The sequence below is a fragment of the Bacteroidales bacterium genome, assembly GCA_023229505.1.
Taxonomy (GTDB): domain Bacteria; phylum Bacteroidota; class Bacteroidia; order Bacteroidales; family JAGOPY01; genus JAGOPY01.
In genome coordinates this window covers 51,866-64,393 of sequence record JALNZD010000006.1, presented here as the reverse complement: position 1 = coordinate 64,393, position 12,528 = coordinate 51,866, and the positions used below count along the sequence as shown (strand labels likewise).

Below are 12,528 nucleotides of genomic sequence, written 5' to 3'. Positions count from 1 at the left end.
GGCTCCTGTAGAAATGCAGGGGCCTTTTTTGTCATGGCTTTTCAGCCAGTTTAACCTGGCTTATCCATAATTTTGATGGAGAAGCAAGTTCACTGATATTCGGTTGCTGCTGCTGACGGTCAGCACTGCCACTTTGCCCTCCTGGTCCCGCTCCCGGAGGGGGGCCTCCTCCCGGCATTCCTCCTCCATGCATCTCACCGCCACCCGACCTTTGCCCGGCCCCGGCTGTCATGCCTTCCCGGTTCAGATCAAGGTAACCGGTTTCGAACCCTGCACTGAATGGCATATTGATAGTTTCATTGCTCCGGCCTAGCTTATTCAATGGTAAAACCAGGCTTACCCGCATCTTCCCGCCTTCCATCATATCCACCTTGCCATGAAAAGAGGAGTCAATCCGTGGATCGATGACTTTCCGCTCACCTTTCCCGCCAAACCCGACCAGGACCATCTCCTGGTTCTTACGGGCCATCATGGCCATCATCATCTCTTTCCGGTCGCCACCCTTTTCTCTTTTAAAAGATGGTTCGCTATTTTCTTCCGCTGTTACAGGAAACTGAATGCCCATTCCTTTCTTATGTTTGCCCTCAGGATTGAACCATGTAGTCAGCCCAAACCTCATGACTTTCTGAATTGCGGCTTTATCGGCCAATACTAAATCAATATATAAGTTTTTCTCGTCATTGGTAAACAGGAAAAGAAATTTGCTCTTTTCTTCAAATTGCATCTGGTTGACCAATCCTTCTTCATCATCCGCTGAAATAGCAGAATGCCATTTACATTCATAAAACCCGATCTTCTGAGCATTGGTGCCGGAGATGGTCAGAAGAATTGTTGCAAAGGTTAAAATACCTGATATTATTGACTTTTTCATGGCAAATATAAATATAGCATTAAAATGAATTCATGTTGATGACATCATAATCTCCATCAAAGCTATCGGCCCCGTTTCTTTTCCGGCTATAATTATTCCATTTATAACTAAGGCTGATACTGAACAAGGGGGCTTTCCGCCAATTCTCATTCGTGGAGTAATAATTATCCCCTTCGCTGGTGCTTTTCATTCTCCTCGAATCCAAAACATCGCGGATATTTAGGGTGATCGACAACTTATTGCTTAAAAAGTCCTGGCGGGCTGAAAATCCCATGTAGAATATTCCTTTCCGGGTTCCATCTACAGTCACCGTCGGGCTGCCATAATTCCCGTTCAGCCTCATGCGTGTGCCGGTCTTCAGGTTGGCTGCAAATTCCACACTGGCATTCCAGTTCGTGCTTCTTTTTGAACCATCGGTGCTGTCTGACGTTTGATTCAACTTATAATCATATATGGAAGCCACAGGGTTGATAGTAAACCAACTGTTTACCTGGATATTTCCTGACATTTCAACACCCAGTGAGCGGTCGTTGTCAATATTTTTCATCGTCATATTCATCACCCCCTGGTCATTAAGTTCCTGAACACGGGTCATTTTGTTGTTAGTCAGGCGGTAATATGTTTCAATGGTTAAAAAGGAGTATCCGAAGTATTTCTGGTAGTTTAATTCCATTGCATGAGAAAATTCCGGTTGCAACTCCGGGTTACCTGAAAAACTGTTAAAGGCATCCGAAAAATTAACATACGGATTCAGCATATCCCCGTGAGGCCTGTTTACCCTCTTGCTGTAAGATAGCTGTACCTGCTGATTGTAAGGAAGATAATAAGTCAGGTACAGGCTTGGATAAAAGTCGAATTTCTCATAGGGGTAATCAGCCTGGTCAGTGACCTGGTGGAGGTTGCGGTCGGTGTACTCGGCACGCAATCCTGCTTTCAGGCCGAGGGATTTAAATTCCCTTGCGTACGTGGCATATAGGGCGTAGACATTGTTAAAAAATTCATACCGGTTACTCTGTTTCGTATCCTCAATCCAGGAACCGGAGGCGGAATCATGATTGAAATACCTGTAATCCATATCATTGAGGTCTATCCTGAGTTGGAAACCGGCTTCAAGCTTGCTCTTGTCATTAAAGGAACTCTGAAAATCAAAATCCCCTTCCCATTCCTGTTCAAATTCAGTCGTATTTGTCTTATAATCATTAATAATTTCCAGGGTATCCTGCCAGGCTTCATCAGTCAGAAATTGTTTGGTATTTTCTTCACCTTCATCATCTCCCTGGTCATAAGTAAGCGACATGTTCAACTCACTTCCTTCCTTATTAAATTTTTGAACATCCCGCAAGGTGAACTGGTAAGTGGGATGATTCGACTTTTCCAGGTCATCGGTCAGGTAATTCAGCCGGTTAACATCCAATGAACTCCATTCTTCATTTTTGGTTTTCCCACCCCGCGACATATCAAAGAAACGGTAACTTCCCTCAGCAGTCAGGGTGTTTTTTTCACTCAGGCTGTAATCAATCCCGGCTTTAACACTGATGCTCTGCCGGGTCATTTTATTTTCGTTTGTGGTTTTAAGATAGGAAGTATCGCTGAGATAGGATTCCCGGTAGCCGTTCCGGTGTCCTGTCATATTCCGGTTACCAAAATCTACCCCCAGAGACAGGCTGGTCTTCTTGGTCCGGTAATTCAGCATCACACTGCCTGAGTAATCCGGACTGGTTCCTGCACTCAGGTTAACAATCCCTGATAACCCTTTCAGGCTTTTCTTTTTAGTAATGATGTTGATAATCCCTGCCGTGCCATCGGGATCATATTTTGCCGAAGGATTGGTGATAATCTCGATCTTTTCGATGGTGGAGGCCGGGATCTGGTTCAGGGCGTCGCTGCCTGTCAGGATACTTGGCTTGCCATCGATCAGGACTGTAAAGGATGAGCTTCCGCGCAGTTCAACATTTCCATCCAGGTCTGTTTTAATTGATGGGATCCTCTCCAGGACATCCACCGCCGTTCCGCCCTGGGCCTGGAGTTGCTGATCCACATTCACCACTTTCCGGTCTATTTTATATTCAACCAGCGGAGCCTGCCCGACGACCTCCACTTCATTGAGGTTGGTCACATCAGCCCGTAAGCTCACAATTCCGACATCAGAAACCATGTTCTTATCGCTGATATTGATCCCTGCGATAAAGACCTTCCGGAAGCCCATAAACCTTACGATGATGTTATATTCACCCACGGCGACCGATTTAAATTCGAATAATCCGGCAGTATTGGTGATTACGCCGTCTATCAAAGTCGAGTCTTCGGCGCTATATAAAGTAACAGTGGCATATTCCACCGGGGTATTGCTCGTGGCTTCAATGACTTTACCCTTAATAGTTCCTGAAACAATGATGGTTTCAGCAGAAGCGGATGAATATGGCTGAGCCTGTAGGCTGAAAATAACAGTCGAAAGAAAATATAGAAATGCAATCTTTTTCATTACTTGAAATTTTCCGCAAAGTAAAGAACAGTTAGCCACGTAAAAAAATTAAATCGATGAATGGGACTAATTTGACGGTAAATAAAAAAAGGCGCCCATTGCTGGAACACCCTCTTTTGTAAAAGCCGATGGGTTAACCCATCGGCTAAATTTATATGAGTCTTCTGAAACGAATGACAGCCGCAATAAGGATCAGGCCAATTCCAAGGAATACACCGGGTTATCGTTCAGTTTTTGCTGTGCACCGGTTTTCAAATCCTGCAACCAAATTTCTGTTCCGGTGGCAAAGGTTTCCAGCCCTTTGGCTTCAATGCTGAAGTTGGTATTGTCATTCTTTACAAACCCCATTGCTATAGTGTTGTTGCTTAACATATAGGGCATAGTATTGGTTGAGAGTTGTTCTTCACCTGATAACGAATAAAATTGGGGAGCATATCCGGCAAGAAAATGGGCATCATAATCGTTGTCGAAACCTTCGGTGGCGTTTTCATTAAAACGGATGATGCTTTCCTGGGCGGTATTCCATTGGATGGCGCTGGGGAAAGGATTGCCGAGTAGGTTCCAGCCGGAGTAATTAGTAGCTTCGGTTCGGGAAAGGCTAATGGTGGATGTACTGGCATTATTGAGCGTGCCGGTAAAGTTTTTGGTAGCTGTTGTGATGTAAGCACACAAATAACCTTTCCCTACGATGAAATTATCATCAAATCCAGAATTCCATGTCCCGTTACCCAGTTTTGAATTGAGCCATAAACCATTTAATTCATCCCAGGAATAAAAGTCCTCATTTGCTGTGGGCGGATCAGGAACAAAATTTGGTTGAATTGCCTGGCTACTTACGGGAGAAGTCAGCAGATGCCAGCCATGGTTGGCAACGATCCACGCTACAATATCCTGATGAGGTAATACCAATAAATATTTTCCCCGCCGTACCGGTAGTACCATTCCAACTACCAGCCCATCCTGTTATTGTAAGGGTTTTGGCTGATGTCCACGAAACTGCATTACTGGCAGCAAAGTTAAAGATGCCAGTGCGTAGTCCGGCGCAACAGTTAGTAAGGGTTGACTTGTTGCAGTTCCTAATTGAGGACACGCATTTGACCGATTTGGACCGTATTAATAAGCTCTTTTCCCTGGCGCTGATTGCTTTTGTTTGGGCTTATAAACCAGGGATTTTTTTTACTGTTTTCTAACGATATAGATAAGTTTATAGCGTGTTGTAAATTTTTGTCATGTACTTAGGGAAAAGAGTTAGAAAGTTTATAAAGTTCATAGAGTTGTTATGGTTTTAAAATATCTGGAATGCCGGGGTCTTTGACCAGCTTGTTTCTCTTCATCAGAAGCTGGACGACATGGTTTGGGTTATCATCTTATCAGCCCTGCCCTTCCTGCTTGTAGCTCTTATCTCTTCAAAAACCAGATTCACGGCGTCTGCAAGGTTCTCCTTTGCTTCCTCAAGGGTTTCCCCTTGCGTGTTTATCCCGGATATCTCCTGCACGTATGCAATAAACCCCCCCTCATCGCAGGGTTCGAAAACAGCCGTCATCTCAATGTTTTTCATAATCCTTTTTTTGCAAAGTTAGCGTATTTTTTGTGGTTCAGACATTTTTAATCAAATTCTCAATCCTTATGGCAACGGAGCGACATGCCGGAATCCTTAGGTTGGCTGCCCATGGCGCTGATGCTACTGCTGAAGGACAGGCTTATGCAACCGGAAGAATTGTTCTGCGTATTATTCCAGTAGTAGCCGTAAGTGCCGCGAAAGTATAGCAAATCGTTAGTTGCTGTCCAGTTGCCGGTTTCAGAAATAAAAGTATATTCAAGTATGGCCTGACATTTCTCGCAAATGTGCTGTTTTCTGACGATATAGATAAATTTATAGCGTGTTGTAAATTTTTGTCATGTACTTAGCTAAAAAAATGGATAAATTTGGCTGGAAATGAACAGTACTGACCTGGATAAATCATCATGGTTTTAAACTACATCTGGATAGCCTTCTTCATCATCGCTTTCATCCTGGGCCTGGCCAGGCTTATTTTCTTTGGCGATACGGAGATTTTCCCGGCCATGATGAACAGCACTTTCGATATGGCCAGGACCGGTTTCGAGATCTCCCTGGGCCTCACCGGGGTCATGACCCTGTGGATGGGCCTGATGCGTGTCGGAGAGAAAGGCGGCATCGTGACGCTGATGTCCAGGGCAGTTGGGCCATTATTCCGTCGCCTTTTCCCTGAAATCCCGAAAGACCATCCTGCTACCGGCTCGATCATGATGAACCTGGCCGCCAATATTCTGGGTCTCGATAATGCGGCTACCCCGTTGGGACTGAAAGCCATGACGGAACTGCAGGAAATTAACAAGGATAAAGACACGGCCTCCAATGCCATGATCATGTTCCTGGTACTGAACGCTTCCGGGCTGACCATTATTCCTATCAGCATTATGGTTTACCGGGCGCAATTGGGCGCCGCCGATCCTTCTGATGTTTTCATCCCCATCCTGCTGGCCACTTTTTTCTCAACCCTGGCTGGGATCATTTCGGTATCATTGTTTCAGAAGATCAACCTGTTCAACAAAGTTATCCTGGTATATTTAGGAGGATTTACCCTCCTGGTATCGGGCATCATCTGGTATTTTTCCACGATCCCGCAGGAACAGATCAACACCATTTCTTCCGTATCGGGCAATCTCATTTTGTTCATCATCATCGTCTCATTCATTATTCTGGCTTTTTATAAGAAGGTCAATGTTTATGAGTCATTTATCGATGGGGCCAAAGATGGGTTCCTGATCGCTGTTAAGATCATTCCATACCTGGTAGCTATCCTGGTGGCAGTAGGGGTTTTCAGGACTTCAGGGGCGATGGATTACCTGGTTGGAGGTATCGGAAAGCTGGTAGCAGCTTTGGGTGTGGATACCGGGTTCGTGAATGCACTTCCGACGGCTTTCATGAAGCCGTTGAGCGGTTCAGGCGCCCGCGGCATGATGGTGGATACCATGAAACAGTTTGGGGCCGATTCGTTCGTGGGACGGCTTTCCTGCATTTTCCAGGGCGCTGCCGACACAACATTTTATATCGTTGCCGTCTATTTCGGTTCTGTCAGCATAAAAAAGACCCGCTATGCCATCACCTGCGGGCTGATTGCTGACCTTGCCGGTGCGCTGGCGGCGATTTTTGTAGCTTACCTGTTTTTTTAGTGAACCAAATCGCTACATCGTTACTTCGCTACATCGCTACATCTTATGTGGTCACTCGCCGCTTTTTTCGGCTTCCGCGGTTAAAACTATTTTCAACCCTTCGATGTTATCGCCTTCCGGTAAAGCTTTTATCTCAAATTGCAGCGCTCCATCCCGGGATTTAGCCCTTAGAAAGGCAAGCTGTGCAGGATCCACTTCAATCGTATATTTTCCCGGTGGCAGATCCATTGCATAGAAACCGCCATCAGAGAAGGTGCGGACGGTTTCTTCATATTTCACATTCACGCCTTTTAACAGCAGGCGCAAACCGCCCTGCGGTTGTAAAACATTATTTCTTTCGACAGATACCGATCCGTCAATGATTCCTCCGCGGCAAAAGGGGATTTCAATGCGCTTGTATTGATTGGGGTCGGTGATAAAGGAGAATTCATTTTTCATTGGCACCAGCGTGGGATTAGGGATGGCAATGCGGTTAACCCTGAGATTGTACCGGTAGTAACTTTGCATCTGACCCAACCGCAGCATCCCGTCTTTGCCAACAGTCATGATGGCCGGATTGTCGAGGATCACGGCTTTATAAGGAAGTATCTCATCACCCTTGTCGAAGGTGCCTGAGTTGTTGTTGTCGACAAACAACACCACAGATGCGGCGCCCCGTCCCACCTGCTCACGGTTTGACAGTTCAAAATGTCCGTTCCTGGCATCCACCCCCAGGGAACCGTTGAAGCTTTGACGCACCGAGCTTGCTTTTCCTGTTGAATTGAAGGTAGTGACGGAACGGGAAAATTTCAGATCAATACTGAAGCCGGCCTGGATATTCCATCCATGCTGGATGAAGTTATAGGCCAGGTTGACGTTCAGGCGGCCGGTTTTGAGCAGCGTGCGGGATAATTGCAGGTTGGTCTCAGTGAATTGATTGTTCCGGATATCATACCTGGCCTCGCCTCTCAGAAACATGCCGCGAATATAAACCGGAATGCCCGGGGTGCGGGCGATGGTATAGGTGATCGCCGTGGTTAACAGACCCTGGCCAAAATAGTTCACGTTCCCGCTGCTGATCAGGTTATCGCGATAATTCAGACGAATGTTGAAACGGCCAAGGCGTGCGTTCAGGTCGGCATTGTAACGGGTGGAGGTGCTGTTTTCAAGCAGGGTATGTTCGCCGCCTAAACGGAGCCCGGTACTCATGCCAAACAGATTGACAGGCAGGTAAAGATTGGCGGTAACATCATCTGTGGCGCGACGGGCATTGAAGGGGCCGGTACGGGTAAAATGGGTATAAACGAAGTTGATGTTGATGTTGGAAACATACATCACGCTTCCCGAAAGGCGGTAAAAAGCATCGGGGGCAATGTCGAGATTCATCAGGTATTGTTTCGCAATACGTGCCGAAAGACTGCCATATAAAAAGGGATTGGATGGGAGGAGTTCTTTGCCAATGTATTCCGCACCGGCTGATGCGGTGAGCCAGTTGCGTATGCCCACGCCCACATTGCCATGTGCCACATAATTATCGTTAACCAGGGTGTCGAATGTGTTGTATGCCACACCTGCCTGCACATTATAAGTTACCACCCCTTTGGGCAAAAAGGTGAATGGCACCTGTATCTCGCGGTCCACCACCCTTAATTCACCGGCAGGTGTATAAATCCGGGTACTCACGCGGGAGGTGCCGTAATTGATTGGCGCATCAAAGCGATAATAACCCAGCTCGTCGGCACGCTTATAACCGATAAGCCGTTCATTGAGGTAAAGCTCCACTTCCGATTCTGCTTCAGTATTGCCATCAACAACATAGGAGTCATACATTTTCCGGGGTTCGATGGGGTCGTTGCTGATGGCAATACCCTTGATTTGCCAACGTTGCAGGCCGGTGGTGGTCAGTTGTCCGGCTGTGAAACTGGTAAAAAACGGATTTTCACGTATTACATAGCGCCAGCGTATATTATTGGTTCGCAAATTACTGCTGCCAACCGAAGAGCTGTTTCCCATAACAGTTCCCTGGAGGTCTCCTCCCAATACTTCCATGCCTCCTGATAAAGTATAGTCTATATTTTGAAAATTCTTACTGTAATAACCGGTGATGGCATAATCGAGCATCGCTCCGCCAAGCACTTTACGTTTGCGGTTGTATTCAAGCGGAAAGTCTTCCTGAACAAGCTGCCCCCCTTCCATCTTCTTACGGGCCTTTTCGCGGGCCTGCCGCTCCACGACCGGTAAAACCTTGTCGGTGGTAAGCGTCAGGGTGAGGTAATTGATGTTGACCGTGAATACCAGGCCAAACACCTTTTCAAATATGGCCGGGCTAAGGTAAAAATCCATCTCCCCTATGCGGAAATCATCGGGAGTGAGCGGGAAAACCTCTTTTCCCAAACGGATATTCATGGTGGTAAGGTTGATATCGTATGGGTTATCCGGGCTAAGGTAATTGCCACTCACGGTGAAATTCCTGATATCCGGCTGGTAGTTTATCTGCAAGAGGTTGAAAAGCTCCGTAACGGGAAGGTATGTTTGGTCGTTACTATCGTTGTATATGCAGTTAACATACACATTGCCAATGGCCGGATGGCGGAAAGTGAGCAGGATTTCCTCACCCCGTGGTACCGGGGAAGCAACCAGGGAGAAAGGTAAAAGGTAAAGAGCAAGGCAAAAGGAAAAAAGAACTTTCTTCATTTCCCATTTCGCATACAACTATTTAATCACCACATCAACAACATCAGTTAACGTGGGTGCCTGTACCAAATCATCGGCGGCCATATCCCCACGCTTCGTCTCGAACGTAAGTTCGAGTTGGTACTTTCCTGGTGTTACTTTGGCCAGGTCGAGGTCAGCTCGCCTGACCACATTGAAATAAGCCGTGGTGGAGGATTGTGTTTCGGTAACCACCTTACCCTTGCTGTCGAGAAGTTTTACAGCCATGCTGCCGATAAAGGGGGCATTGCCGGTGCGGTTCAGGTGGGGCATCACGATGAGCTTGCCATCCTGTTGGGCTACATCAACCTTTTCAATCGTGAGGCCGGTGCTCACTTTACCCCGTTTATAAAAAGCGGGAATTACCTGCTCGAAGTTGAAAGTAATGCGGGTTGTGATGCCTTCGGTAACCTCTTTGGCAACATCCGGAGTTTGGGGCATTGCCAGTATCTTTGCACGGGTAAAGTAAAAACCGTCCTGCATTGCGGACGTTGGCCTTACCTGGATACGTATGGTACGCATCTGCTTGGGTGGCAGGATGAAGCTGCGCGGAAAGGCGCGGATCTGCAGGTCGAGTGCATATTGTTCGAAGGCAACAGAATCACTGTAATTCATCACCAGGTTGCCATCCGCATCAGAAGACGGATAGCCGAATGCAAAGGATATCCCGACCTCCTGCGACTGCTCCGAATTGTTGGTGATATATAGGTTCCCCACCCCGCTTTTTTCATCGATAGATATATAGGGAGGAGAAATAGCCAACTGCGCATGCAGCGTTGTAAAGCTTGCTGCAAACAACAGGAGTATCACGATGGATTTTAATTTTAGCTGATTCATTTTTAATCCTTTAATGTGATTAATAACTAAAGGCTTTGAGGGTTACCTGATTAAAAGAATTGAACAAAGGTACAATTTTTTTATAGGAAAAAGGAAAAAGGAATCACTTTTTCCTTTTTCCATTAAATCTCATCAGGTTAATTCCTCGCTCCCTGGAGCGCAGTCTTCGAAAACTAATAGATTAAACTGATGGGTTAACCCATCAGTTTATCTCATTCATACCCCGCTGCTCTGCGGCGGGGAGCTTTATTTTCCTATACTTTTAAAAAAAAGCTGTAGGCATTAAAAACATTCTACAATCCCGACAGCTTGTTGTTTAATTATAGGTAGCTGTGAGGGTGATATTCGCTGTATAGGCGCCTGCCGCTTGAGTGTTAGTAGGAACAACGGTGCCTCCGAGATGCACAATGAACGATGCTGCAGCAAATGCAGCTGCAAATGCAGCGTTTGAAATGACCAGTGGAGCTGCTGAGGGGGTAAATGGATAAAGAGTAGTAGCGTCAATAGCGCCACATTTGTTACCGCCATAGTCAGAGAAGTTGATTGGCATAGTAATGCCACCGGATTTAGTCAACACGGATGGTAATGCAAAGGTAAGCGTTACCTGCGAGTTTGCACCTTTAGTCACAGAAAATTTACCTTCAGTTTCGGTAGTTCCACCAGCAAATCCAACTGCAACTGTACCAGTTGTACTGATAGTTTTTGTATTTCCCGGAGTTACATTACCAAATTGCAATGATTGTACTGAATCTACTACAACTGCACCAACAACGGTTGCATTTGCTGCAATGACTGCATTATCATTTTGCTGGCCTAAGCCAGTCATTGCAAAGCCCAACACCATTGTGAGGGCCGCGAAAATTGTAAAAATTGATTTATGTTTCATAGTTTTGGGTTTAAAAAAGTTTAATTTCTTTAAGGGTTAATTTTGATTTGATTTTTTTGTTATGGTATTTGAACTTTTAGCATTTATACGCTGTATTTACAAAAAGGTTCGCAATTTGTTCATTCAGGATGAATTGTTTCTTTTCATGGATGAGCCATCTGCAATTAAAAGTTTCATATTTGGTAGTCTTTTGTGTGGATGCAAATTTAGATGAGTCTGAGTTCCCCGGGTGTAAGGGACTCAGAAATTCTTTGTGGGAGAAATGCTGATTTTTTTGTAGGGGGATGCCCTACAACCTGCATGCCAGGGTAGATTTTGTTTTTTCATGGCCTTTAAATTTTGGTTAAACATCGGGTTTATTCATATTCAACAATCAGATGCACCCTGCCCTCATAAGGGGAGGTTGCTGTTCTCGGTATTATTGCAGTTCCTTTAAGGAATATGTAAGCGTACAGCACTGCAGGCGCCTCTTTCATATTTTTAATCAACAGGCCACTGTTACTCAGTGGGAAAACAGATTTATTGTCTTTGGCCGGTTTTGCGGTTGCTTCGTCCTGTGTGCCGTCGTTCTGCCAGGCCATCGTCAACTCAAAAGGAATAGTATTGTTTTGCTCGTCAAGCAGCACATCGGGCGCTTCCACACGTACCATCACCGATATGTTTTCCAAGCCAACAAGGGAATACACACCCGAAGCTTGCAGGATTTGTGTTCCACTCTCCACTTCAATATCAGATGATGGAGCGGTTGTGTTAAAATCAAATGGCATAATCTGCTCCATGCGAACATTGGCTTTTACTTCGAAGTTCATCCGCATGAATTGCCCCTGCACCACCCCGGAATACAATCCAGGCGCAAGCAGCAGGATGATCCCCCACTTTTTACTTTCACTTTTCATCTTCTGGCTTATCTCTTTGTACATTTTCAATTATCAATTTTCAATTATTTTCTGTTGCCCCTTTTCACTAATAGGTACTATACTCTACCGTCACATTAATAGTTCCATCATAAAGTCCTGCATTCACATTGCCCACAGGCCCCAGCGTGCCGTAAATAAACAGGTAAGCCGTTTTTTGTGGCGGAGTGTACCCTTCAAGCGGGGGTGTTGGCGGTGGACCTGGCGGTCCACTTGTGCGCCGGAAAATGGGAAAAGTGGCCGAGTTGAACCCGGCCGGTACCTCCACGGCCTGGATTTTAGCGGTCGCAATATCCGCCGGACCCAGGTTGGAATAAGCGAACCTGATACTTAGCGGAATGCTGTTCGTGGCATCCAGTTCAAGTGTTGGCGGGGCATCCACGTAAACCGTCACATCCAGGTATTCTGTGCCTTCAATGGTCAGCACAGCAGCTTCCATATCGGTGAGTGAAATGGGTACGCTTTGATTAATTCCTGTTATTATTAAAGGTGTTTTATCGTTGAAATTGAGTTCGTAGGGGGTGCCATTTGTCAGGGTGAGGCCGGCGCCGGCCCAGGTGCCAAAACTGATGTGTTGGGCATTGAGAGCGCCTGCCATCACCAGGATAGTTGTGGAGATCAACAGGAAAATATATTTTGTGCCGGCTTGCAT

11 protein-coding genes are annotated in these 12,528 nt (G+C 46.0%); 2 read left to right on the top strand and 9 right to left on the bottom strand.

Annotation, left to right across the window (positions count from 1 at the left end; translation table 11 throughout):
* Window positions 1-31: 31 nt before the first annotated feature.
* The 4 genes from M0Q51_03695 to M0Q51_03680 all read right to left on the bottom strand — a co-directional run bounded on the left by M0Q51_03695 (window position 32) and on the right by M0Q51_03680 (window position 4,911).
* Window positions 32-871 carry a hypothetical protein gene (locus M0Q51_03695; protein ID MCK9399088.1) on the bottom strand — a complete coding sequence of 280 codons (840 nt, stop codon included), beginning with the start codon at window positions 869-871 and terminating at the stop codon, window positions 32-34.
* 19 nt (window positions 872-890) lie between these two features.
* Window positions 891-3,353: a TonB-dependent receptor gene (locus M0Q51_03690; GenBank protein MCK9399087.1), complete on the bottom strand. Its 2,463-nt coding sequence runs from the start codon at window positions 3,351-3,353 to the stop codon at window positions 891-893.
* A 192-nt stretch (window positions 3,354-3,545) separates the two neighbouring features.
* Window positions 3,546-4,295 carry a hypothetical protein gene (locus tag M0Q51_03685; protein ID MCK9399086.1) on the bottom strand — a complete coding sequence of 250 codons (750 nt, stop codon included), beginning with the start codon at window positions 4,293-4,295 and terminating at the stop codon, window positions 3,546-3,548.
* Between the two features lie 391 nt (window positions 4,296-4,686).
* The gene (locus M0Q51_03680) at window positions 4,687-4,911 is read right to left on the bottom strand and encodes a type II toxin-antitoxin system HicB family antitoxin (protein ID MCK9399085.1); all 225 of its coding nucleotides are present in this window, start codon (window positions 4,909-4,911) and stop codon (window positions 4,687-4,689) included.
* Window positions 4,912-4,979: 68 nt separating this feature from the next.
* Between M0Q51_03680 and M0Q51_03675 the strand changes: the two genes are divergently transcribed.
* Window positions 4,980-5,120 carry a hypothetical protein gene (locus M0Q51_03675; protein MCK9399084.1) on the top strand — a complete coding sequence of 47 codons (141 nt, stop codon included), beginning with the start codon at window positions 4,980-4,982 and terminating at the stop codon, window positions 5,118-5,120.
* A 198-nt stretch (window positions 5,121-5,318) separates the two neighbouring features.
* Entirely contained in the window at window positions 5,319-6,548 is a 1,230-nt protein-coding gene (locus M0Q51_03670) for a spore maturation protein (protein ID MCK9399083.1), read from the top strand.
* Window positions 6,549-6,599: 51 nt separating this feature from the next.
* Here the strand turns inward: M0Q51_03670 and M0Q51_03665 are convergent, their stop codons facing one another.
* From M0Q51_03665 to M0Q51_03645, 5 genes are all read right to left on the bottom strand, one after another.
* Window positions 6,600-9,221 (bottom strand): hypothetical protein, encoded by a 2,622-nt coding sequence (locus tag M0Q51_03665; protein MCK9399082.1) that lies wholly within the window; start codon window positions 9,219-9,221, stop codon window positions 6,600-6,602.
* A gap of 18 nt (window positions 9,222-9,239) precedes the next feature.
* Complete coding sequence (locus M0Q51_03660; GenBank protein ID MCK9399081.1) at window positions 9,240-10,076, bottom strand: hypothetical protein; 837 nt, start codon at window positions 10,074-10,076, stop codon at window positions 9,240-9,242.
* Window positions 10,077-10,392: 316 nt separating this feature from the next.
* Window positions 10,393-10,962 (bottom strand): hypothetical protein, encoded by a 570-nt coding sequence (locus tag M0Q51_03655; GenBank protein MCK9399080.1) that lies wholly within the window; start codon window positions 10,960-10,962, stop codon window positions 10,393-10,395.
* Between the two features lie 356 nt (window positions 10,963-11,318).
* Window positions 11,319-11,882 (bottom strand): hypothetical protein, encoded by a 564-nt coding sequence (locus M0Q51_03650; GenBank protein ID MCK9399079.1) that lies wholly within the window; start codon window positions 11,880-11,882, stop codon window positions 11,319-11,321.
* Between the two features lie 43 nt (window positions 11,883-11,925).
* Window positions 11,926-12,528, bottom strand: coding sequence for a hypothetical protein (locus M0Q51_03645; GenBank protein ID MCK9399078.1), 603 nt, complete (start codon window positions 12,526-12,528; stop codon window positions 11,926-11,928).